At 48.1% G+C, this 23,274-nt stretch carries 28 protein-coding genes; 20 read left to right on the plus strand and 8 right to left on the minus strand.

What is annotated here, in order from left to right:
- Position 1 precedes the first annotated feature (1 nt).
- Together IRJ25_RS05430 and IRJ25_RS05435 are read left to right on the plus strand one after the other, a co-directional pair.
- Positions 2–583: a CDP-alcohol phosphatidyltransferase family protein gene (locus IRJ25_RS05430; protein WP_012726514.1), complete on the plus strand. Its 582-nt coding sequence runs from the start codon at positions 2–4 to the stop codon at positions 581–583.
- Entirely contained in the window at positions 580–1,506 is a 927-nt protein-coding gene (locus IRJ25_RS05435; RefSeq protein WP_269317875.1) for an NAD(P)/FAD-dependent oxidoreductase, read from the plus strand. Before IRJ25_RS05430 ends, IRJ25_RS05435 begins: the two co-directional genes overlap by 4 nt.
- Before the next feature lie 13 nt (positions 1,507–1,519).
- On the opposite strand, the gene IRJ25_RS05440 is transcribed toward IRJ25_RS05435, so the two are convergent.
- Both IRJ25_RS05440 and IRJ25_RS05445 read right to left on the minus strand, forming a co-directional pair.
- Positions 1,520–1,873 (minus strand): hypothetical protein, encoded by a 354-nt coding sequence (locus IRJ25_RS05440; protein WP_214781389.1) that lies wholly within the window; start codon positions 1,871–1,873, stop codon positions 1,520–1,522.
- Positions 1,874–1,975: 102 nt separating this feature from the next.
- Complete coding sequence (locus tag IRJ25_RS05445; RefSeq protein WP_012726511.1) at positions 1,976–2,290, minus strand: thioredoxin family protein; 315 nt, start codon at positions 2,288–2,290, stop codon at positions 1,976–1,978.
- A gap of 123 nt (positions 2,291–2,413) precedes the next feature.
- Between IRJ25_RS05445 and IRJ25_RS05450 the strand changes: the two genes are divergently transcribed.
- On the plus strand, positions 2,414–2,962 hold the full coding sequence (locus IRJ25_RS05450) for a PadR family transcriptional regulator (protein WP_264092608.1): 549 nt from the start codon (positions 2,414–2,416) through the stop codon (positions 2,960–2,962).
- 5 nt (positions 2,963–2,967) lie between these two features.
- Here IRJ25_RS05450 and IRJ25_RS05455 read toward each other — a convergent pair whose 3' ends face one another.
- Positions 2,968–3,798, minus strand: a complete 831-nt coding sequence (locus tag IRJ25_RS05455; protein WP_269317876.1) for an aldo/keto reductase — start codon at positions 3,796–3,798, stop codon at positions 2,968–2,970.
- Positions 3,799–3,870: 72 nt separating this feature from the next.
- On the opposite strand from IRJ25_RS05455, the gene IRJ25_RS05460 reads away from it, so the two are divergent.
- Together IRJ25_RS05460 and fur are read left to right on the plus strand one after the other, a co-directional pair.
- A complete protein-coding gene (locus IRJ25_RS05460; RefSeq protein ID WP_214781384.1) occupies positions 3,871–4,401 on the plus strand; it encodes an NUDIX domain-containing protein in 531 nt (176 codons plus the stop codon).
- 112 nt (positions 4,402–4,513) lie between these two features.
- The gene (gene fur, locus IRJ25_RS05465) at positions 4,514–4,993 is read left to right on the plus strand and encodes a ferric iron uptake transcriptional regulator (RefSeq protein ID WP_012726507.1); all 480 of its coding nucleotides are present in this window, start codon (positions 4,514–4,516) and stop codon (positions 4,991–4,993) included.
- 42 nt (positions 4,994–5,035) lie between these two features.
- Here fur and IRJ25_RS05470 read toward each other — a convergent pair whose 3' ends face one another.
- The 4 genes from IRJ25_RS05470 to IRJ25_RS05485 are packed head-to-tail and all read right to left on the minus strand — an operon-like array spanning position 5,036 to position 8,445.
- Positions 5,036–5,872 carry a Cof-type HAD-IIB family hydrolase gene (locus IRJ25_RS05470; RefSeq protein ID WP_159562420.1) on the minus strand — a complete coding sequence of 279 codons (837 nt, stop codon included), beginning with the start codon at positions 5,870–5,872 and terminating at the stop codon, positions 5,036–5,038.
- 19 nt (positions 5,873–5,891) lie between these two features.
- Positions 5,892–6,272: a VOC family protein gene (locus IRJ25_RS05475; RefSeq protein ID WP_074036798.1), complete on the minus strand. Its 381-nt coding sequence runs from the start codon at positions 6,270–6,272 to the stop codon at positions 5,892–5,894.
- On the minus strand, positions 6,269–7,438 hold the full coding sequence (locus tag IRJ25_RS05480; RefSeq protein WP_159562419.1) for an MFS transporter: 1,170 nt from the start codon (positions 7,436–7,438) through the stop codon (positions 6,269–6,271). The genes IRJ25_RS05475 and IRJ25_RS05480 overlap by 4 nt, the downstream gene beginning before the upstream one ends.
- Positions 7,435–8,445, minus strand: a complete 1,011-nt coding sequence (locus tag IRJ25_RS05485) for an ROK family protein (protein WP_269317877.1) — start codon at positions 8,443–8,445, stop codon at positions 7,435–7,437. The genes IRJ25_RS05480 and IRJ25_RS05485 overlap by 4 nt, the downstream gene beginning before the upstream one ends.
- A gap of 226 nt (positions 8,446–8,671) precedes the next feature.
- Between IRJ25_RS05485 and xerD the strand changes: the two genes are divergently transcribed.
- The 6 genes from xerD (at position 8,672) to IRJ25_RS05515 (ending at position 13,900) form a co-directional block, all read left to right on the plus strand.
- Positions 8,672–9,556, plus strand: coding sequence for a site-specific tyrosine recombinase XerD (xerD, locus tag IRJ25_RS05490; RefSeq protein ID WP_167365518.1), 885 nt, complete (start codon positions 8,672–8,674; stop codon positions 9,554–9,556).
- Between the two features lie 23 nt (positions 9,557–9,579).
- A complete protein-coding gene (gene deoB / locus IRJ25_RS05495) occupies positions 9,580–10,746 on the plus strand; it encodes a phosphopentomutase (protein WP_159562417.1) in 1,167 nt (388 codons plus the stop codon).
- A 13-nt stretch (positions 10,747–10,759) separates the two neighbouring features.
- Positions 10,760–11,569, plus strand: coding sequence for a purine-nucleoside phosphorylase (locus IRJ25_RS05500; RefSeq protein ID WP_012726501.1), 810 nt, complete (start codon positions 10,760–10,762; stop codon positions 11,567–11,569).
- 28 nt (positions 11,570–11,597) lie between these two features.
- On the plus strand, positions 11,598–12,899 hold the full coding sequence (locus tag IRJ25_RS05505) for a pyrimidine-nucleoside phosphorylase (RefSeq protein ID WP_269317878.1): 1,302 nt from the start codon (positions 11,598–11,600) through the stop codon (positions 12,897–12,899).
- Between the two features lie 114 nt (positions 12,900–13,013).
- Positions 13,014–13,454, plus strand: coding sequence for a peptidylprolyl isomerase (locus IRJ25_RS05510; protein ID WP_074036812.1), 441 nt, complete (start codon positions 13,014–13,016; stop codon positions 13,452–13,454).
- An 89-nt stretch (positions 13,455–13,543) separates the two neighbouring features.
- Positions 13,544–13,900, plus strand: a complete 357-nt coding sequence (locus IRJ25_RS05515; RefSeq protein WP_074036814.1) for a GCN5 family acetyltransferase — start codon at positions 13,544–13,546, stop codon at positions 13,898–13,900.
- A 54-nt stretch (positions 13,901–13,954) separates the two neighbouring features.
- Here the strand turns inward: IRJ25_RS05515 and IRJ25_RS05520 are convergent, their stop codons facing one another.
- Positions 13,955–14,437: a DUF309 domain-containing protein gene (locus IRJ25_RS05520; protein ID WP_269317879.1), complete on the minus strand. Its 483-nt coding sequence runs from the start codon at positions 14,435–14,437 to the stop codon at positions 13,955–13,957.
- A gap of 83 nt (positions 14,438–14,520) precedes the next feature.
- Here IRJ25_RS05520 and IRJ25_RS05525 point away from each other — a divergent pair, with 83 nt between their 5' ends.
- The 9 genes from IRJ25_RS05525 to IRJ25_RS05565 all read left to right on the plus strand — a co-directional run bounded on the left by IRJ25_RS05525 (position 14,521) and on the right by IRJ25_RS05565 (position 23,272).
- Positions 14,521–15,288 (plus strand): segregation/condensation protein A, encoded by a 768-nt coding sequence (locus IRJ25_RS05525; RefSeq protein ID WP_031423432.1) that lies wholly within the window; start codon positions 14,521–14,523, stop codon positions 15,286–15,288.
- The gene (scpB, locus tag IRJ25_RS05530) at positions 15,266–15,859 is read left to right on the plus strand and encodes an SMC-Scp complex subunit ScpB (RefSeq protein WP_074036818.1); all 594 of its coding nucleotides are present in this window, start codon (positions 15,266–15,268) and stop codon (positions 15,857–15,859) included. The genes IRJ25_RS05525 and scpB overlap by 23 nt, the downstream gene beginning before the upstream one ends.
- A 4-nt stretch (positions 15,860–15,863) precedes the next feature.
- A complete protein-coding gene (locus tag IRJ25_RS05535; RefSeq protein ID WP_012726494.1) occupies positions 15,864–16,622 on the plus strand; it encodes a pseudouridine synthase in 759 nt (252 codons plus the stop codon).
- A gap of 136 nt (positions 16,623–16,758) precedes the next feature.
- Entirely contained in the window at positions 16,759–17,340 is a 582-nt protein-coding gene (gene resA, locus IRJ25_RS05540; RefSeq protein ID WP_047795228.1) for a thiol-disulfide oxidoreductase ResA, read from the plus strand.
- A gap of 19 nt (positions 17,341–17,359) precedes the next feature.
- A complete protein-coding gene (resB, locus tag IRJ25_RS05545) occupies positions 17,360–18,904 on the plus strand; it encodes a cytochrome c biogenesis protein ResB (protein WP_159562414.1) in 1,545 nt (514 codons plus the stop codon).
- On the plus strand, positions 18,904–20,088 hold the full coding sequence (gene ccsB / locus IRJ25_RS05550; protein ID WP_031423441.1) for a c-type cytochrome biogenesis protein CcsB: 1,185 nt from the start codon (positions 18,904–18,906) through the stop codon (positions 20,086–20,088). Before resB ends, ccsB begins: the two co-directional genes overlap by 1 nt.
- A 160-nt stretch (positions 20,089–20,248) precedes the next feature.
- A complete protein-coding gene (locus IRJ25_RS05555; protein WP_147538010.1) occupies positions 20,249–20,965 on the plus strand; it encodes a response regulator transcription factor in 717 nt (238 codons plus the stop codon).
- Positions 20,962–22,671 carry a HAMP domain-containing sensor histidine kinase gene (locus IRJ25_RS05560; protein WP_143180242.1) on the plus strand — a complete coding sequence of 570 codons (1,710 nt, stop codon included), beginning with the start codon at positions 20,962–20,964 and terminating at the stop codon, positions 22,669–22,671. The genes IRJ25_RS05555 and IRJ25_RS05560 overlap by 4 nt, the downstream gene beginning before the upstream one ends.
- A gap of 49 nt (positions 22,672–22,720) precedes the next feature.
- Positions 22,721–23,272 carry a cob(I)yrinic acid a,c-diamide adenosyltransferase gene (locus IRJ25_RS05565; protein WP_012726488.1) on the plus strand — a complete coding sequence of 184 codons (552 nt, stop codon included), beginning with the start codon at positions 22,721–22,723 and terminating at the stop codon, positions 23,270–23,272.
- Positions 23,273–23,274 lie beyond the last annotated feature (2 nt).

The raw sequence follows: 23,274 nt of genomic DNA on the forward strand, positions 1-23,274 counted from the left end.
TATGCTCGATACATACGGAAGTCGTTACGTTCAACCGGTCATCGAGCGTGGAGCGAATCGGTTGCTCAAATGGAATTTCACGCCGAACGAAGTGACAGTACTTGGAGGAATCATCGGAATCTCGACCGGAATCTTTATCTATAATGATATGCACTGGACTGCCGTCATCTTACTGTGGCTATCTGGCTTGTTTGATGTTTTAGATGGGACGATGGCTCGAAAGTCGAAAACGAGTGGGTTTGGAACGGTGCTTGACCTCGTCTTGGACCGATTCGTCGAATTGTCGGTCGTGATTGCCCTTGCCCTTCGTTACCCGGAATATATGCCTATTTTTCTCATTCTGATTGCTTCATTTGTGATCGCCATGACACTGTTCCTAGCTGTCGGTGCGAGTAGTTCAAAGCGCTCAGAGAAGACGTTTTACTATCAGCCAGGAATTATCGAGCGAACAGAGTGCTTCATTTTGTTCACGTTGATGATTCTCTTCCCGAACTGGGTCGGCGGGATTGCTCTTATCTTTTTATTGCTTGAAGTCATGACAATCACACAACGATTCATTGAGGCGCGGAGGATTTTGCGATGAAACCGAAGTTGGTGTTGGCCGGACTTGGACACGGACAGCTAGAAATTCTCGATCGTATTGAGGAGATATGCAAACATTATGATGTTCGCTTCATTGGAGACTGCCAGACGATTTATACAGGTGCGTTTCCACAAGTGATTGCCGGGCTCATGGATTCAGCTACGGTCCGATCACCTCAACTAGAGCCGGTCGCAAAGCGGGTGCTCTCGATTGACCCGATTCAGCAGACGGTTCAAACAGAAAACGGAATGTTTGAATACGATCAATTCGTTTTAGCCACCGGTGCGAAAAGTCGGGGAATCGGCACGCCACTTAAACCGATGTCACAAGCTTTACTCGACCAAATCGAATCGAGTTCACAAGTGACCATCGTCGGAGGCGGGAAGGCCGGCGTAGAATTGGCGTTCACGTGTGCTCGAACAAAAAATGTGTCACTGTATGCAAAAGAGATATTACCAGACGTCTCGGTCCATACTAGAAAGCACATCGAGCGATTGTTGGTCAGAACAGGGGTCATGGTCGTCAAACAGGCGTTTCATGCAGACGTATCGGAAGGGCTCTTATTGGATGCGACGGGGGTTGTTCCCGTGGAATGGTGGACTGAATCAGGGCTTGCAAAACCTGAGAGTTTTATAGAGGTAGACAAATATTTACGTCATCATCATTTTACAAATATATATGTAACAGGAGATATGGCATCCTCCTTAAATGGAGGCGTCGATGCGGTTAGGTCAGGGCGCTATGTCGGCAAACGGTTACTAGAGGAAACAAGTCGACCATTTCGGAGACGTCAATCGATGAATATCTTACTGACGACACCAGGGCGCGCCTTGCTAACATATGGAAAGTTTACATGGCATGGTCGGATTCCATACTATATGAAGCGGTGGATTGACTCGCGGTATGTTCGGCATTACAAGTAGTCGGAGGTTCACGTTATTCGCTTAAAAGATGACCAATCACGTCGTTCGATTCCGATTCAACGAGTACTTGTGGAATCTCGACCGTACGCTGTGGATCAGGGGGGAACGTGACGAGCCAGGCACGTGTTCCTTCAAACCGATCATCGACTAAGTCATAACGATCATCGACTGTAATGGATTGAATCGTAGCCTGTTTCCCGTTTTCATCGGTTGGTAGCCAATTCTTATTTTGTAGATAGGTAACAGCACTTTTTATGATAGCCGTCTCGTCATCAGACGGCATGGATGGTGACGTGGATGGTTGTATGCAGCCGACCAACATCAATATGGTAAAACAGAGTGGAGTGAAAAGGCGTGTAAACGTCATGATTGTTTCCCTTTCTCATTTGGTTATTTCTTACAGTATAATCGAGGATGACAGAGGTGTGTACAAAAAAATCCTGCAGTCGAATGGGCTGCAGGAATCAGGTCATGCTTGGATCGTATCGAGGAAAGAACGGATTTGCATCTCCGTCTTGGCGTTCGCCGAGTGGAGGTGTTCTTGTTTTACCCCGTCTTTATAGTAAAGAAGTGAAGGGATGCCGCGAACTTCTTGTGCATCAGATAGCTCTGGGAGTTCGTCGCGGTCGACGACGTGCCAGTTAAATTGTGGATAGTCTTTGACAAGCTCATCGACATACATGTCCAGACGTTTACAGTCCGGGCACCATGATGTAGTGAAGACCACCATTCCATGATCTTTTGTGGCTTCGTCAAATTGTTGTGATGAATGAATCGGTTGCATAGACAACTCTCCTTTCTTCTATCTATTTTGTCGGGTTTTTAACGGGTCGTCAACAGATTGGCATTCTCGAAACCATTTGAGAATGTGATACACTATTAAAAATAGCATGAGAAGGAAAAGGTGATGGATATGGCGTTACGTCACGCATTGCTCGGGTTATTGACCCATCAGCCTGCGACCGGGTACGCCTTGAACGCGACGTTCAAGGCGCAGATGATTCATTTTTGGAACGCCCATCATACACAGATTTATCGGGAACTGTTAAAGATGGAAGAAGAGGCACTCGTTTCGGCGGAACATGTCTCTCAACAAGAGTTGCCAGACAAAAAAATATACTCCATCACGGATCGAGGACGAGAAGAGTTAATCAATTGGTTACGTCAACCAACGTCGTTCCAACCGAAAATGAAGGATGAAAACCTCCTGCGTGTCAGTCTGCTCCAATTGTTGCCGGTTGAAGAAGCGGTCCGATATATCGAAGAGACAAAGGCACACCATGAGCAGGTCGCACAACAGATTCGACTATTTCAAGAAGAACATCAATCGGACGAGGATACACTTGGCTATTTGCTGACGAGCGAGTATGCGATCCGAATGATGGAGAACTATGCCGGATGGGCGGATTGGGCGATCGAACAGATTCAAGCACGCAACGAAAAACACGTGACCTGAGCGGATCAGGTCACGTGTTTTGTGTATGGGTGAACCGGTAAACGAGCGAGTAAGCGATCAAGCACTTCATCATCGGTTTTGGTCTCAAATGAACGAATCGTTTCGTTCAATTGCTTGACTGAAGAGGCGCCTGGTAAGACGACGTCACAGAACCGTTTTGCAGCTTCGAGTGCATAGGCTTGAATCGGTGTCGGCATCATCGCCAATTCACTTGCGAGTTCCTCTTTTCGCCACGTCTCAAATCCCTTAGCTCCGAGACGAGTCTCCCATTCATCCGTTAATAGGCCTTTGGCAAGAACCCCTCGACCGACGATGGGGATTGAAATGTTGAGCGTCTCTGCCCGGCGGTCGAGTAGGGAATACGGTGTCATGAGAACATCGAGGGCACCGGATTTGACCCAATGGTTGATGACGTTCGGACGAATCGACGAGAGTCCGATTTGTCGGATTAGACCATCTCGTTTTTGTTTTTGTGCCCATTCAATCGTTGCGTCGAGGTCATCCTCGAGCGTGCCGCCATGTATATAATATAAATCCAGGTAATCGGTTTTCAATCGCTCGAGCGATCCGTGCAATGCTTCCTCTAAATAGGACGGATCAGGATTCCAACGCATGCCCTCCTCAGTCAATTCGTTGCCACCTTTACTCGCCAAAAATAAGTGTTGTCGCTCTTGACCCAACGTTTCCCCAATCACACGCTCGACAGCTTGTCGTTCATAGACGTCTGCCGTATCGATATGGCGAATCCCCGATTGAATGGCCGTTTCCAGGATATTCTTTGCCTCTTTCTCCCCATGTTTCAAAATCGTCATCGTTCCGAGTCCGAGTTCACTCATTTGGATTCCTCCTTGTTCGAAATGTAGGTTTGACTCATAATCAGAGTATATCGAAAAGTGAGGAGTAATCATATGGAAGAAAAAACGATTGAGCGGGAAGTCATTTATCAAGGCAAAATCTTCGATGTGGAAAAGCATGTCGTTTCCCTTCCGAACGGAAACACGTCTGTACGTGAACTCGTCTATCATAACGGAGCCGTCGCTGTACTCGTCATTGATGAATCGGACAACATCGTCATGGTGGAGCAGTACCGAAAAGCGTTTGAATCGATGTCGCTTGAGATTCCAGCCGGTAAGTTGGAAAAAGGCGAAGAGCCGATGGCGAGTGCCGAGCGCGAGCTCGAAGAGGAGACGGGCTACACGGCGGAATCGTTTGAAAAGATTTTTTCTTTCTACGGGGCACCTGGGTTCTGCAGTGAGCGGGTCGATGTATATGTCGCAAAAGGGTTATCTGCCGGTGAGATGAATTTAGACGAAGATGAATTTTTAAATGTGAAACGATACTCATTTGATGAAGCCGTCGATTTACTGGACCGAGGCATCATTACCGACGCCAAGACAATTATGGCAATCCAATGGTGGCAATTGTCTAGATTGAAATAATTCTAATCTAAGTACTTATATGATAAACTTACATAGTAATGATTTTAAATTGAAAATTGAGTAAAACTTCGGTATGCTTTCAGTAGTGAACTATGTAAAGAGGGGGCGCCTTATGGAAACGCGAATTGAACGAATTAAACAGCAATTGAGCGCCAAAGGATATAAATTAACACCACAACGTGAATCGACGGTACGTATCTTACTTGAGAATGAGAGTGACCATTTAAGTGCGGAGAACGTCTTCATGCTCGTGAAAAGCATCGCACCAGAAATTGGACTCGCAACGGTTTATCGCACATTAGAATTATTGACAGAGCTCGGCGTGGTCGATAAAGTCAACTTCGGTGACGGAGTTGCACGCTTTGACTTACGTCCAGAAGGGGCGAACCATTCGCACCACCATCTCGTCTGTGTCGAATGCGGCTCGGTCGAGGAAATCATGGAAGACTTGCTCGTCGATGTTGAGAAAAAAGTCGAGAGTAAATACGAATTTTTGATTAAAGACCATCGCTTGACGTTTCACGGTATCTGTAAAGTATGCCAAGCAAAAGGCGTCACACTCGAAGGTCATAAAGCAGTCATCAACGGTTAATGCAGAAAGGACAGACGACCCCAACAGGTCATCTGTCCTTTTTCAATGTGTGATATATCGCTCAAGAATCTTCGAGATCCCATCGTCGTTGTTTGATGTCGTGACCTCACTCGCAATGTCGATCAATGCATCGACGGCATTTCCCATGGCAATCCCAATTCCTGCGTATTCAATGATTGAACGGTCGTTATGACCATCTCCGAAAGCGATGACGTGGTCACGATCGATACACAACTCCTCGAAGACGTGACGCAGCGCCTTCGCCTTATCAATGCCGAAATCGGTGAATTCATAATACATCGCCGCTGTGAACATACTCGTGACCCGACCTGTGAAAGGGCCAGCTAATGCAGTTGCATTCTCTCGTAAGTATGAAGGCTCGCCAGCAACGAGAATCTTATGGACGGGGAAGTCGATAATCTCGATTAAGTTCGGTTCTTCTCGCAATTGGAACTGACCGCCTCTCGATTCATATTCGATGATGTTAATCAATTTTCCATTCACTTCAAGTTGTCCCTCGAAAACGTCGCGCACATACATATACGTATCATCGTTAATCATTGGGATGACCTCGTAGTGCTCTAAGTGCTTTAAGATTGAGCGAACATCCTCGATTTGCATTGCTTGTTCAAAAAGCGTGTCGCCTGTAGAAGCGTCCGTGACACATGCTCCATTAGAAGAGACAATCAACCCGCCGAACTCGTTCAATTTCAACTCTTGTGCATAGCGAATCATCCCTCGCTTTGGACGTCCTGACGCAAGCACCACTTTGACACCTTGCTCTTGCAATGCAAGTAGCGTGCGCTTCGTCTGTTCCGTGATGATTTTCTCGTCATTTAACAGCGTTCCGTCTAAATCAAGTAAAATTGCCTGGATCATGTGTGTTGTCTCCTTCTGTTTAGATTGTCAATTCGATGATGTTGCCTTCCGGATCAAGGATGACGCTTTCGTAATAACCATCACCGGTCGTCCGTGGACCGTCAACGTGTGTGTATCCATCAAGTTGAAAGCGTTCCGTCAAGGCATCTACCGCGTGTTTACTTCCGAGTGAAAAGGCGAGATGTGCATACCCGGCCGATTCTTTCGGATGTTCTTTAAGGTGAGGTCGTCTCATCAGTTCGAGTCGGCAACGTGAACCTCGAAACGTTAAAAAGTACGATTCAAACTGTTTCTTCTCGTTTTCATATTTATCATTTGACTGTGCATCAAAATAGACTTCGTAAAACCTGCGCATGTTTTCGATATCGTTTACCCAAAGGGCGACATGTTCAATTCTCATATAGAATCCTCCTCTGATGTTCGTCTAATCATTTGATTCAACCGTTCTGTATTGAAGAGCATCCCGGTCATGATCAGGATGACCACAAACGGTAAAAAACGGAGTGACGTCATAGACACGATTAATCCGAATAACGGGGGGAGAAACGTACTCCCTGAGTAGGCGAATGCCATTTGAAACCCCATCAAACGTTTCGATTGTGCCGAGCCAAACCGATTCGGCGTATCGTGAAGCATACTTGGATAAATCGGAGCCAATCCGAAGCCAATCAGCATCAAGCCGACGAGCATCGTCGCGGAGATTGGGATGAAGAAGAGGATGCTTCCGACAAGGGCGAGTATTTGTCCCATCCGGATCATCTGTTTGTTCGTGAAACGGAACGAGAGGAATCCGCTCACAAACCGTCCAATTGTGATACTACCGTAGTAGATGGACACCCATGCCGCAGCCGTCGCAATGGAAAACTGTTTCATCTGCACAAGATAACTGCTCGTCCATAACCCAATCAACGCTTCAACCCCACAGTAAAGTAGAAATGTGGCCAATGCATAGGACACTCCGGTCGGTAGCTTGCGATCGAGTGTCGTGACGGCTGTTTCTTGAGGATGTGCAGTGGAATCCTCTTTCTGTTTCCAAAGTGGGAAAGACAACCACAATACGAGAGCTAAACTGAACTGAACGGCGGCGATAATCAAATAGCCGTCACGCCATCCATCCTCTGTTAATACACCCGCCATGACGAGTGGTCCCCCGGTCGCGCCGATTCCCCAAAAGCAGTGTAGCCAGTTCATATGATGTGCTTCGTAATGTTCGGCAACGTAATGATTCAGAGCGGCATCGACGGCACCGGCACCTAGACCGAGCGGGATGGCGAATACGAATAGCCAACCGATTGAAGGAGCAGAGTAGAATCCGAACAGACAGAGCGCTGTGAGTAATGTCGAACCGAACGTGACTTGTTTCGTGTCAAAATGTTTCAATAGTTTACCGCTCAGTAGACTCGAAAGAATCGTTCCACCAGCAATCGTCATAAAAATCCATCCGACCATCGATACGGGTGCGGAGAATTCTTGATGCATAAGTGGCCACCCGACACCGATGAGGGCATCCGGAAGACCAAGGCTGATAAATGCGAGATAGATCACGGCCAACAAAACAATCGTCATACGTCACCTCGCGGAATCGTTTCGAGCATCAATTCAATGCCGAGGCGAGCCAGTCCGGAAAAGTAATCCTCTTCCCATTCCCCAATCCGTAGACGAGGAAGGTGACGAGAGGGAAGATATCGTTCGCATGCACGGTCGATGTGAGACAGATCGTCAGTAATGAGGTCGACGTCTGAAAAGATGAATGTGTGTGGGTTTAGTGTCGCAGCAAATGTAGCGACGAGCCGTCCTAATGCATCGATTTCTTCTTTTTTCAGAACATGTGGTCCATAAGGCTTGTTTTTTATGCGGTCAAAGAAAGTTGCATCATCATAAAGCGGAAGAAATGAAACTTCACCACTAAACCCGGATTGTCCGCGAGCGACATGTCCATCGAGCAAGATACCAGCACCTGGACCATTCTTTCCGAGGCCGAGATAGACGATGGACTGATGTGTTGTGGTCTCATCTCGTATGGAAAATCCATAGACGGCGGCATTCATATCATTTTCAATGACGACCGGAAGTCCAGTTCGTTCAATCAACCAATTCTTCAAATCTAAATGCGCCAGTGATGGATATTCTGGGGCGAAAACAATTCGACCCGTATCGACTGCAGCGGCGACGCCGACAGAGATGGCACCGATTTTTATTGTGTGCTCATCGAATGTATCGACGAGTTTGCCTAACGTCTCTAAATGCGTGCCTGAGACTAAAGTTACACCTTCTTCAACATTCTGAGTTTGACAGTCAATCAAGCGATAGTGAATCTCGCTCGCTTCGATATATAGGGTCAGGCAACATCGGAATGTTGGATTGTATTTATAACTTTTTGCGGGTCTTCCTCCTCTTGGGGCAAGTTGACCGTGTTCGATGACTTCACCGTGTTCAATCATGTCATCAATCATCTTCTTAACGGTAGGGAATGAAACGTGTGTGGCCTTACTCAACTCGGAAATTGTCGAAACGTTGTGTAGGGCAATTTGCTTTCGGATGTCGACTAGTAATTCATGTTGCGGATCTTTCATCACGATTCAACTCCTATCCACTTTTTAAAATATTTTAATAAGTTATTTGTAGTATAACGTTTCTCATTTGAAGATGCCAGAAAAATAAGAATTCTGAGATGTATTTTTATCACGTAAACGTTCACAAAAAAGTGAATAAAAAATGAGGTCAGACATCTTCACAACAGTTTACATAAGTGATATGCTGTAAGCGTATTCAGGTGAAACAAGGAAGGAGGAGGGTATGATGCGTTCGCATATCGAGTCATTTCTTCAATACATGACAGTTGAAAAGCGGATGTCCGCGAATACGAGACAGGCGTATGCGAGCGATTTGACGCAGTACGCATCGACCTTGACCCAACTTGGGGTAGAAGAGTGGAATGAAGTGACACGTTCGCATATCGTCAAACATATCGAAGAACTGTCACAGGCGGGGCGTGCCTCGTCCTCATTAAGACGAGCTGTCAGTTCGATCCGGATGTTTCATCATCATCTCAAAATGACCGGAGTCACGACGACCGATCCGTCTCTTTACCTAGAATCTCCAAAAGCAGAAAAGCAACTTCCGGATACATGGTCACAAGCGGAAGTTGAACGTCTGTTGGACAGCGTCCCGACGTCGGACCCGCTCTCGTTACGAGACCGAGCCATGCTTGAATTGCTTTACGGGACAGGGATGCGGGTCAGTGAACTTTTAGGTTTGGATTTGGATGATTTGCAGTTCGAATTGGGGTATCTACAATGTGAAGGGAAAGGCGAGCGCGCACGAATCATTCCGGTATCCTCGGTTGCCCAAAGTTTTGTCGAGCGTTACATCCAACAAGCTCGTAACGGACTTGGCGGCAGAGAGACCGAAGCGCTCTTTTTAAACGGCAGAGGAGGACGGCTCAGTCGCCAAGGATTTTGGAAGATGATCAAACGACGAGCCAAACTTGCTGGAATTGACAAAGAAATCACACCGCACGTACTCCGTCATTCTTTTGCGACACACCTTCTCGAGAACGGTGCGGATTTACGCGCCATTCAACAGATGCTCGGTCATGCGGATTTAGCGACGACGCAAGTATATACACACGTCAACAAATCACGATTGCATGATGTGTATCGTAAGCATCACCCTCGTGCCTAGACACCGAAAAGGAGGAATTTTTTGTGAAGAAGTTTAAACGTATTTTCTTAGTCGTCATGGACTCGGTCGGTATCGGTGAAGCACCAGATGCTGAACAGTTCGGTGACAAAGGGGCCGACACGCTCGGGCATATCGCGCGTGAACATAACGGATTGAACATGCCGAACATGGGTAAACTTGGACTTTCGAACATCAAGCCGATTCAAGGCATCGATGCATCGGATGCACCGAGTGCGTATGGTCGCATGGAAGAAATCTCAGCTGGTAAGGATACGATGACAGGACATTGGGAAATCATGGGTCTTCATATCGATACACCATTCCGTGTATTCGAGGAGTTCCCTGATGACTTGATTCACCGCCTCGAAGAGTTCAGCGGACGTAAAATCATCGGAAACAAACCGGCGTCAGGAACAGAAATTTTGGACGAACTCGGTGAAGAACATGTCGAGACTGGCGCTCTGATTGTCTATACATCAGCCGACTCAGTCCTTCAAATCGCAGCACACGAGGACATCGTGCCGGTTGATGAGTTGTACCGAATCTGCGAATACGCTCGTGAAATCACACGTGAAGATCCATACATGCTCGGACGAATCATCGCTCGCCCGTTCATCGGGACACCAGGAGCATGGGTCCGTACGGCAAACCGTCACGATTACGCCTTGAAACCATTCGGCAAGACCGTCATGAACACGCTCGAGGAAGCTGGGAAAGACGTCATCGCATTAGGGAAAATCAGCGATATTTACGATGGTGAAGGTGTGACAAAAGCGGTCCGCACGAAATCGAACATGGATGGCATGGACAAATTGGTCGAGTCGCTCGAGGAAGACTTCGAAGGGCTCTGCTTCTTGAATTTAGTTGACTTCGACGCATTATTCGGTCATCGTCGTGACCCGGAAGGCTATGCGGTCGCGCTTGAAGAGTATGACGCTCGCTTACCGGAAGTGATGGAGCGCCTTCGTGAAGATGACTTGCTCATCATCACGGCTGACCACGGAAATGACCCTGTTCATGCCGGTACAGATCACACGCGTGAATACGTTCCGCTCATCGTTCATCACAACGGAGCGAAAGCGGTTGATTTAGGCATTCGTGGTACGTTCGCAGATATCGGTGCGACCGTCGCTGACAACTTTGACGTCGCGGCACCATCAAACGGAAAGAGTTTCTTAAACGAAATTTGAGGAGGCAATATTCATGGTAAATTGGAACGAAACAAAAGCGTTTTTGCAGGAGCGTATGGGCAGTACACCAGAAATCGGACTCATTCTAGGGTCGGGACTTGGAGTCCTCGCGGACGAGATTGAGAACCCGGTAGCGATTCCTTATGAGGAGATTCCACACTTCCCGGTATCGACTGTCGAAGGACATGCGGGTCAACTCGTGTTCGGTGAACTTGAAGGAAAACGAGTCGTCGCCATGCAAGGACGGTTCCACTTCTATGAAGGATACTCGATGGAACAAGTGACGTTCCCGGTTCGTGTCCTCAAATTGATCGGTGTCGAGACTCTTATCGTCACAAACGCGGCAGGAGCATGTAACGAGTCATTCAACCCAGGCGACTTGATGATCATCACAGATCATATCAACTTCTTTGGTACGAGCCCGCTCATCGGGAAGAATGCGAGTGAATTCGGGACTCGTTTCCCTGACATGTCAGAAGCGTACGATAAAGAGCTCGTGAAATTGACAGAACGTGTCGCTTCAGACCTTGGACTTTCTGTACAAAAAGGGGTTTACTTCGGTAACACAGGTCCTACGTACGAAACACCAGCTGAAGTCAAAATGGCCCGTCTTCTCGGTGGCGACGTCGTTGGTATGTCGACCGTTCCAGAAGTCATTGTCGCGCGTCATTCGGATATGCGTGTCCTAGGGATTTCGTGTGTCTCGAACATGGCAGCAGGCATCTTAGATCAACCACTCAACCATGAAGAAGTCATCGAAACGACAGAGCGCGTTCGTCAAGACTTCCTCTCTCTCGTACGTGGCACGATTAAAAGCATGTAAGTAACTTAATTTTAGGAGGACGACAGTTATGCGTATGGTCGATTTGATTTTAAAGAAACGTAACGGTGGAGAATTGAACGAAGAGGAGATTCGCTTCGTTGTCGAAGGTTTCACGAACGAATCAATCCCTGACTATCAGATGTCAGCCTTATCGATGGCCATCTACTTCAATGGGATGACTGAAAACGAGACGGCTGCATTGACGATGGAAATGGTGAAGTCTGGTGATACGATTGACCTTTCCAACATCGAAGGGAAAAAAGTTGACAAGCACTCGACGGGCGGCGTCGGGGACAAAATCAGCTTGATCGTGGCACCACTCGTTGCTTCAATCGGCATCCCCGTTGCGAAGATGAGCGGTCGTGGTCTCGGTCACACGGGTGGTACGATTGATAAGCTCGAATCATTCCCGGGGTTCAACGTTGAATTGACGGAAGAACAATTCACGAAACAAGTAAATGATATCAAAATGTCGATCATCGGTCAGACAGGGAACTTGACGCCTGCCGATAAGCGCTTGTATGCGCTCCGCGACGTTACGGCTACGGTCGAATCGATCCCGCTCATCGCAAGTTCAATCATGTCGAAGAAGATTGCAGCAGGCGCGGACAGTATCGTTCTTGACGTCAAGACAGGTTCTGGCGCGTTCATGAAATCGTTTGATGATGCGAAAGCCCTCGCGGAAGAAATGGTCGCAATCGGGAAAAACGTCGGACGTAAGACGGTCGCGGTCATCACAGACATGGACCAACCGCTCGGCTTTGAAATCGGGAACGCGAACGAAGTGAAAGAAGCGATTGAAGTCCTCTCAGGTAAAGAAGTCGAAGATTTGAAAACAATCGCGCTTACGATCGCTGGACATATGGCTGTCCTCGGTGAGTTCTATCCAACGTTTGAAGAAGCATATGCCGACCTTGAGAAGCGCATTGCAGATGGACACGCCCTCGAAGTGTTCCGCAAGTTCGTCGAAGCACAAGGTGGCGACGCATCACTCGTCGATGATGTGACGAAATTACCACAAGCTTCATATGAGACGACATTCGTCGCAAAAGAAGCAGGTTATATCGAGTCGATCATCGCAGACGAAGTAGGTGTTGCGGCGATGCTTCTCGGTGCAGGACGCGCGACAAAAGAAGACAAAATCGACTTTGCGGCAGGCATCACGCTTGAGAAAAAAGTCGGCGACCGTGTCGAGGTAGGCGATGTGATCGCGGTACTCCGTTCGAACATCGAAGACATGTCTTCAGCCATCGAGCGTTTAGACCATGCGTATACGATCGGTGCAACGAAACCAGAGGCCCGTCCACTCGTTCACGCGGTGATTCAATAAGGCAGAACGTCTGTTTCCACAAAAAAGTGGAGACAGACGTGTTTTTTTGATAAGATGGGTAATGTGAGTGTCAAACAGCAGGATACATATTATGAAAAAGGGGTTGCTTGAAACATGAAAAAAGGTTCTATGAAACTTGAAAATGGCGAAATGATTGAATTTGATTTATTCCACGGTGAAGCACCAATCACGGTCGAAAACTTCGAAAAACTTGCGAACAGCGGGTTTTACAACGGATTGACGTTCCACCGTGTCATCCCTGGTTTCGTCAGCCAAGGTGGTTGCCCACAAGGAACTGGAATGGGTGGCGCAGGCTATACGATTCCTTGTGAGACATCGACATCGTTCCCACACAAACACGAAGCGGGTTCACTCTCAATGGCCCACGCAGGTCGTGACACAGGGTCTTCACAGTTCTTCATCGTCCATGAGCCACAACCGCATTTGGATGGTGTCCATACGGTATTCGGTAAAGTGACATCTGGTCTTGAGCATGCCGTCAAACTTCGTCAAGGTACGAAGATGGCAGAAGTGAAGGTTTGGGACGAGAATTGATTTTTGCCTGAAGGGTATGGCACAATGAACCATGTCTCTCACGTGTTCACGTCGTGAAACTTGAATGACAAAAGGTGGTGAACCCAGCAATGCTGGTCAAATATAAACGTTCTTATGAAAAGACGGCGATGGGTCTACTCGCATTCTCATGCAGTGACAAATCTCCGCTAAGCTTGCTTGAACTCGTCCGATCGTATGACGAGGAGGAGTCGAAGTTCCTCTATTTGTGGAAAGTCGGTGAAGACTTCGTTGGTATCATTGGTATGGAGCAACAAGAAACGACAATGGTCATCGACCATATCGCCTTGTCGCCATCATTCCGTGGCGAGAAACGTTCTTACGAGCTTCTAGACGAGGTAAGAAACGTCCTTCCACTTGATTTGACGCTAACCGGTACAGGCAAGACGGGCGATTTATTGGATAAATGGAATCAATTAGTCGTCTGACGATAAAAACCCCTGCAATCACGACCCTGTGACTGCGGGGGTTTTGCATGTGGTTCAGGAATGGCTAGCGGAATTCCTCGCTCGTTGACGTTCGAGAAGGGCAGATTTCCGTTCCATAATCACTTCGCTCCGGTCACGGTGTAGATGTTTATGAACGAGTTCCTCGAACGCCAGGTCCGTCGATGGAAACGTCGATTTTAGGGATTCGACCGTCTCACGGACATCTGATTGCAATGGAAGCGTCGCGCGAAGCGGCCATTCCTCGAGTTGTGCGATGAAGGAGTCGACATCTAGACCGAGTTCATTCAAATAGGGAGAAGCGATGTCGATCTTTCGACGTAAGAGTCGCAAGCTCTTTTTTGCGCCGACCAAATTGTCGCGCCGGAGGTGATAGTGGATGACAGCATATTGGATGAGCGCTGCATAGCCGTGGTGACGGCGTCCGTCTGCCTGCCACGCCTCTTCTAATACCTCATGACATTCGAAATAATCGGCATGACATTCAAAAAGCAACGTATAATGAATAAAAGGGGTCATGAATCAATTTTCTCCTTTCGTGTCCACGGTGTTATAAAACATGTTATACTAAAGCGCAAAAATGTAAAATGGCAGGTGTCTCTATGGAAGCCTATAACGTTAAAATTGATACGTTCGAAGGTCCACTCGACCTGTTGCTCCATTTGATTGGAAAAATGGAGATTGATATCGTCGACATTTCCGTGGCAGAAGTCACTGACCAGTATGTCGGCTATATTCGCACGATGCAAAAATTTGAACTCGATGTGGCCAGTGAATACTTGGTCATGGCGGCGACGTTGCTCCAATTGAAGAGCAAACAATTGTTACCGCCAGTTTCGGTCGAGGATGAAGAGGTTCCAGACTTCAGTGAGGAACCGACGCGTGAAGGTCTCATTCGTCAATTGATTGAATACAAAGCATATAAAGAAGCGGTCGTCTTCATGCGTGAACAAGAAGAACACCGGCTTGAATTGTATACGCGACCGGGTGAAGATTTGACGACTTATATGTCTGAAGAGGTGTCTAAGTATGACGGACCACTCAACTTCTCGGATCTTCTCCACGCCTATTCGAAGATGATTGAACGGAAACGTTGGAAAGAACGACGCAAAAAGACGATCAAGCGGGAAGAGCGTACGCTTGAAGAGCAGATGACGCGTCTTCATGAACACGTATCATCGACGAGACAAACGTCGTTTTTCGCCTTTTTTGTTGAGCAACCGAACGTCTCGGATCTCGTGGTAACGTTTATGGCGCTTCTTGAGCTGATCAAGCTACGGGTCGTCGTAACAAAACAACTCGACCAAGATATTCAAATCTCATTCATTGAACCATCAAAGAAAGGGGATGAAGCGGTTGCTGTCTTATGAGACGATTATTGAAGGATTGCTGTTCGTCGTCGGTGATGAAGGGATGGAAGTACGCGCGCTCGCCGAGACGCTCGATATCTCAGAAGCTGCGGCACGAGAACAGCTCAGTAAGCTAGAGACATCGTTCAAATCATCGAATCGGCCGTTTCAGCTCATGGAATCGGCAGGTGTCTACAAGCTCGTGACCGTTCCGGACGTCTCTCCGTACATTCAAAAATATGTCGGGACGATGGCTGAGCAGGCGCTCTCACGTGCAGCGATGGAGACGCTTGTTATCATCGCCTACAAACAGCCGGTCACACGAGCGGATATCGAAGAGATTCGCGGGGTCAAAGTCGAACGGGTCATCCATACGTTGTTATCGAAAGGATTGATCGAATCGGCTGGTCGTGCGAAGACGATTGGTCGTGCCAAGCTGTATCGTACGACAGAGCACTTCCTCGACCATTTCGGGTTCAACTCGCTCGAAGAATTGCCACCATTAACATTTGAGGATGAACTGACAGACGAAGGCGATTTGTTCTTCGGTCAGGAATCACCGAAGCAAGAAGAGAGATTGGAGAAGGATTAATCATATGGAACGTTTGCAAAAAGTAATCGCACAAGCGGGGGTCGCCTCGCGTCGGAAAGCGGAAGAAATGATTTTGGATGGTCGCGTCCGCGTGAACGGAAAAGTCGTCCGTGAACTCGGGACGAAAGTTGGACCGAAGTCAGAGATTGAAGTCGATGGCGTCAAAATCGAACAAGAAGAACATGTCTACTATTTGCTTTATAAACCGAGTGGCTACGTATCGACGGTCGATGACGACAAAGGACGTAAAGTCATCACAGACCTCGTCCCACCAGGAGCACGTGTATTCCCGGTCGGTCGTCTTGACTACAACACGACGGGTCTCATCATCTTGACGAACGATGGCGAGTTCTCGAACATGATGACACACCCGAAATATAAAATTCAAAAGCGTTATGTGGCAAAAGTGAAGAACATCCCATCTTACTTGGCCATCAAACAGCTTGAGTCTGGTGTCGAACTCGATGACGGATTCAAAACGGGAAGTGCGAAAGTGAAGATGAAGTCTGTAGACCAGAAGAAGAACACAGCCATCCTCGAAATCGTCATCTCGGAAGGTCACAATCGTCAAATCCGTCGGATGGTGGAAGCCATTGGTTCAGAGGTCATCAAACTGAAGCGTGAACAGTTCGGTTTCTTGACGCTCGACGGTCTGAACACGGGCGACTGGCGTGAACTTTCACACAAAGAAATCAGTAAGCTTCGGGAACTTGCGAACCCTACCGTTCCACCGAAACCACGAGGCAAAAAGAAGAAAAAATAACAACAAAAAATCGTCCTGAAATAGGATGATTTTTTTGATTGTGTAGATTGTGTGACAAAAAAATGAAAAAAGTCTGTTAATGTGCGTTTTTAATGTTTTTTCAGTACAATAGCAACTGAAGGATGGTGTGAAAACGATGACAAAAGATCAACAAAAAGACGACCGGATGGAACAAGCGGTCGCAAAAAAGAAAAAGAGGTCATTTTGGCGGATGATGATCATGACGGTCGTTCTCTTCGCGGGAGCGGTTACGATTATGCAAACATTCGACCAAGCGGGTAACGATGGACGCATCGAGGCGGGCGACGAGGCACCGAACTTCAAGCTCGTCACACTCGACGGTTCGACCTTGTATGAGCGAGATAACTACGAAGGGAAAGGGATGCTCTTGAATTTCTGGGGTACGTTCTGTGAACCGTGTAAGAAAGAGATGCCGGTCGTACAAGAAAACTATGCGACACTTCAAGACATGGGTGTCGATTTTTGGGCCGTGAACGTCGGAGAGACACCGCTTCGTGTCGATAATTTCATCAACGACCTTGGTGTCGGGCTCGACTATCCGATTTTGATGGATACCCAGAGCGAAGTCGAAGGAGCGTATGGCATTTATAACCTACCCGTCACATTCGTCATCGATGGTGAAGGGAACGTAATTGAAAAGTATGAAGGTGAACTCACGAAAGAGAAATTGATGGAGCTAGCCGAGAAGTCATTGTAAGCGAACGGGGGACGCACAGATGCTAGATATGAAATACGAAGGCGCTGATTTACGGTCGAAGCGTCGTCCGAAATCGATCATTGACCGTGTGTGGAACTTCTTTGCATCGGTCAAAGTGGGGTTGTGGTTAATTGCATTGATTATTGTCGGTTCGGCAATCGGAACAATCTTTCCTCAAGAGATGTACATCCCACAACAATTACCGCCTGAACAATATTATATGGAGGAGTATGGAACACCGGGTTCTATTTATTACGCCCTCGGATTCCATAACCTATACACATCGTGGTGGTACATCGGTCTGATTGTCATGTTGACGCTCTCACTCGTCGTCGTGTCGATTGACCGTGGGGTTCCGCTCTATAAGGCGCTTAAAAAACAACCGGTCAGACGGACAGAACGTTTTATGAAGGGGCAACGTCTCTTCGGACAAGGTGATGGGACGGAGGCTCAAATTGATGAGATCGCAGTCGCACTTAAAAAGAAACGATATACCGTCAAACGGGACGGCGATGCTCTGTTAGCAGAGAAACACCGGTTTGGTCGTTGGGGTCCGTACGTCAACCACCTCGGACTTGTCATCTTCTTCCTAGGGGCGATGCTGCGAGTGTTCCCTGCATTCCATACGGATACGCTCGAATGGGTGCGTGAAGGCGACACGGTGTCGCTAGAGGCGACTGACGGCGAGTACTACTTACGGAACGACCAGTTCATTCTTGAAATGTACGACCCTGAGAACAATGAAGAGGACGCGAAGTTCGCGGCCGCCATTGAAAAAGCAGGAGCCGTTCCTAAAAATTATGAGACAGAGTTGACGTTATTCAAAAAGACGGGAACGAACGAGGACGGATCGCCGCAACTCGAGCAAGTCGATGTCGGTTCGACGAAAGTCAACCACCCGTTTAAGTTCGATAAATTTGAAGTGTATCAGGAACAATATTCAAGTCGTCCAGAGTTCTTATCGATGTCGTTCATGTTGGCAGATAAAGAAACCGGCGACGAATATGGTCCGTTCAAAGTTGATTTGGAGAATCCGGAAAAGTCTTATGAGCTCGATGGGGTCACCGTCACGTTGAAAGATTTGTATCCAGACTTTGAAGTGAAAGATGGACAACCGAATACGAAATCACCACGTGCACTGAATCCTGCCTTCTTCTTCAACGTTGAATCACCTGAAGGAGAAACGGAGTCGAATTTAATCGGCATTCGTCTGAATGTCGCTGATGAAGAGAACCGCTACGATGTCCAGTTTGCAGGTACAGAGATGGCGAGCACGAGTGGTTTACGTGTGAAGAGTGACTCCACCTATCCGATTTTGATCGTCGGTGCCACGATCTTTATGATCGGTATTGCGATGGGCATGTACTGGCCACACCGTCGCGTTTGGATCCGTCGTCATGAAGAGGGCGTGCTTGTAGCCGGTTTTACGAATAAAAACCCGTCCTCGCTCCGTCGTGAAGTGTCGCCGCTATTAGAACAAACTGGCTTACCGATGTGGGAAGACCAGGCGAGATTCACAGAGAAGTCGGAGAACGAGTCAACAGATGAAAGAGGGGAATCTTGATGGAATGGATTGAATGGAGCAGCCGAATGCTGTTTATCGCGTTCTTCCTGTACGCAATCTCGACGGTTCTCTTTACGATTGCCGTCAGTGGTATGCGTAAAGATCGAAACGTCAACCGTGTTGCCTATGGGAAATACGCCTTTATCTTGGCAATCATCGGCTTTGTCGCTCAAATGACATATTTCTTTATGCGCTGGGCAGGTGTCGGCTATGCGCCGGTATCAAACTTGTACGAATATACGACGTTCTTCGGTATGATGATGGTACTTGGGTTCCTCGTCGTATATGGAATTTATAAAAATGATGTACTCGGCTTGTTCGCGATGCCGGTGGCGTTACTCGTCATCGCCTTCGCTTCAATGTTCTCGAGTGAGGTCGCACCGCTCATCCCGGCACTCAACAGTGTATGGCTGAAAATTCACGTTACGACGGCTGCGCTCGGACAAGGGATTTTGGCCATTAGTTTTGCATCGGGCCTCATTTTCTTATTGAACGAAACATCGATGAAAGAACAGTCTAAGTCACGGACGTGGCTCGAAGTGACGATGTTTGTCCTCATGTGCACGCTCGGCTTCATCATCGTCTCGATGTTATTCAAGGGGATTGGTGCCGGAGGTGTCGTCGAGTTCACGAACGACCGCGGTCAAGCGGAGACGTATGAATATTTCATGCCGATCTTGTTCGTCCCAGAAGGGGCACAACTCGTGTCTGGCGCGAGTGGCTTGTCACTCGAGCTCCCGAACTGGATCAATACACTCAAGTTGAACACGCTCATCTGGTCGGTCATCGGCGGAATTGTAATCTATGTGTTGCTCCGCTTTGTCATCTTGCGTAAACGCGTCGCTGAAGCGCTCCAACCCCTTGCAAAAAAAGTCGATCTCGACCTTGCTGATGAAATCAGCTATCGCTCGGTCGCGATTGGATTACCGGTCTTTATCCTTGGTGGTCTGATCTTTGCGATGATTTGGGCACAGATTGCCTGGAACCGTTTCTGGGGATGGGACCCGAAAGAAGTTTGGGCCCTCATCACGATGCTGATCTATATTTACTACTTGCATATGCGCATTCAGCGTGGCTGGACAGGAACGAAAGCGGCCTGGTTATGTGTCGGTGGATTTGCCATCATCATGTTCAACCTCGTCTTCGTCAACCTGGTCATTGCCGGTCTGCATTCGTATGCCTGACATAAAAGAAGTCACAATTGTGGCTTCTTTTTCATTTGGTCCATCAAATCATCGTTGTGAAGCGAAATAATAGAGTGGTATAGTTATGGCAGAGAGTGGAATGTTCACAATTGTGCAACATTCGCTACAACTCGTAATGGGTCTTAGGAGGGTTTCAGGTATGGCTGAGAAAACGAAGATTTTAGTAGTCGACGACGAGGAGAGAATTCGCCGACTTTTGAAAATGTACTTAGAACGTGAACAGTATGTGATTGAAGAAGCGGTCAATGGCGAAGAGGCGCTCGCGCTTGCCCTTGATAACGAATACGACGTGATCTTGCTTGATTTGATGATGCCAAAGATGGATGGGGTTGAAGTATGTACAGAACTCCGGAAGACGAAAGCGACTCCGGTCATCATGCTCACGGCGAAAGGTGAAGAAATCGACCGTGTCCAAGGATTCGAAGTCGGGGCGGATGATTATATCGTCAAGCCGTTCAGTCCGCGTGAAGTCGTGCTCCGTGTCAAAGCATTGCTTCGCCGCTCTGGTTCGACGAAGTTCATGCACACGAGTGAGAAGTCGAAGGATTTGATCGTCTTCCCACATCTGACAATCGATAATGATGCACACCGCGTCACGGTGGACGGCGAGGAAATCGCCCTCACACCAAAAGAATATGAGTTATTGTTCTTCCTCGCAAAACAGGTGGATAAAGTCTTTTCACGAGAGCAGTTGTTAAAAGAAGTATGGAACTACGAATTTTTCGGAGACCTTCGGACCGTCGATACGCATGTGAAACGTCTTCGTGAGAAATTGAATCGTGTCTCACCGGACGCGGCGCATATGATCACGACCGTATGGGGTGTCGGGTACAAGTTCGAAGCTGCCAGTGAATGATGATTCGTCGAAACAGCATCGTCACGAAACTGTGGCTGACGATTCTCGTTTTGGTCAGTGTCATCTTATTCATCGTCTCGGTGTTGATGCTTGAATTTTTTAATTCCTTTCATATCGACCAGGAACGAGGCCATCTTGCCAAGCTCGGTGGACAGGTCCAATCGGTTTTGTTGAATGAAGGTGACACGTCCCAGACGATTGATCAAATCATCGAAGTGTACGGGGCTAACTATATCTTAGAGAACGGGACGACCCGATCGAATTTTGGAAATCAAGTGGATGGTTTGATGGTGGAACTTGAACGACAGGATTGGGAAACCTATCAGGCGGTCGGTGAGACGGCCATCGGGAATTTCTCATCTTTTGACGACCAGGCCGCACTAGCGTATCGGACGACCTTCTCCTTATCGACAGGACAGTATACGCTCTACCTGCTCGAACCGCTCGATGCGATCTCGAGTGCGAACGCGGGAGCACGGACCATCATTCTTTGGACCGTCGCTTCGGCCATCATCGTCACGACCGTCTTCGCTTTCTTCTTGTCGACACGAATCACGGCACCGCTCCGAGCGATGCGGGATGCAGTCAATAAGACGGGAGAGGGGCAATTTGATTTGCGTTTGGAGACGAAGACACGGGATGAGATTGGAGAACTCGCTGCTTCTTTCAACGCAATGAGCAGTCAGCTTTCGAAGTATGTGAATGCCCTTGACCGGGAACGGCTGCAACTTGCGTCGATTCTTCGTTCGATGGCAGACGGTGTCATTACACTCGATCGTCATGCGAACGTGATTGTCACGAACCCGCAAGCGAGTCCATTACTTCAAGATGGGCAACCACATGAAGTCGTATTGTCTCTTTATGAGGAAGTGATGGAGGGGACGTCTGAAAAGACGATCGAAGTGAAACAGGATGAGCGGTACTATACACTGACAGTCACACCACTCGTCGGAGAAGACGATTTCGAGGGTGCTGTCGTTGTCATCCGGGATACGTCAGAAAGTCATCGACTCGATAAGATGCGGACCGATTTTGTGGCGAACATTAGCCATGAACTCCGGACACCGCTCGTGACGCTTCAAGGGTATTCAGAGGCAATCATCGATGGCATCACTGAGAGTGACGAGGCGACGAAAGAGTTCGCCTCCATCATCTATGATGAATCGCTCCGCTTGGCAAGACTCGTCAATGATTTGTTGGATTTGGCACGCATCGAATCGGGTAAAGAGACGATGCATTTCACTTCGTTTGATATCGGTGATTTCTTGCCCCGAGTCATGCGAAAGTTCAATCAGATGGCATCTGAAAAAGAGATTCGTTTACAGACCGACGCCCCGCACCGTCTCATCGAGGCGGATGGCGATCGTCTCGAGCAAGTGTTCACCAACTTGATTGGCAATGCTATCGCGCATACCGATTCTGGAGAAATTCGGATTGAGGCCACAGAAGAGACGGACGGGCTACGGATTCAGTTGACGGATACAGGTCATGGAATTCCAAAAGAGGATTTGCCGTTCGTTTTCGAGCGATTCTATAAAGCCGATAAAGCCCGGACCAGTGGTTCGAAGACAGGGACAGGCATCGGACTCGCGATCGTGAAGAATGTGGTCGATGCCCATCACGGAAAAGTGAGCGTATCGAGTACACTCGGGGTCGGAACCACCTTCGAGATTTACTTACCATTTGAACAACCACACAACTCGTAATGGTGACTCGCTTGAGTCACCATTTGTGGCATTTTAAGGGGGGAGTCGAATGAAACGTTATACACGAACGGGCGACAAGGGTGAAACATCATTAATCGGTAGTCGTGTCGAGAAATCCCATCCTCAGATTGAAGCGATGGGTCATCTCGATGAGTTGAATAGTCAGATTGGACTCGCCATCGCGCATCAAGAGGATGAGACGCTCCGAATACAGCTGACGAAGATTCAGCACGACTTGTTCGACCTCGGATCGGAGCTGATGTATGCTGAGGCACCGCCAAAAATGGTCGATTTGTCAATCGTGACGGAACTAGAACGATGGATGGATGAGTGGGAGGAGTCCTGTCCGGAACTTGTGCGCTTCATCCTTCCGGGCGGCAGCGTTGCCGCAGCTAGCTTACATGTGGCTCGTGCCGTCTGTCGACGGGTCGAGCGTGACTTAGCGGCTCTCGGAGTCGCAGACCGGCAATTGCCTTACTTTAACCGCTTGAGTGATTATTTATTTACGGTTGCCCGTTACGCGAACGTCGTGGCAGGGGTGCCGGATCAAGAATATGCGCGCGGCGCTGCCGTGTTTCAACCAAAACGAAAAAAGGAGTGATC

The organism is Exiguobacterium sp. KJ 601, from assembly GCF_027161185.1.
GTDB classification, from domain to species: Bacteria; Bacillota; Bacilli; order Exiguobacteriales; family Exiguobacteriaceae; genus Exiguobacterium; species Exiguobacterium profundum.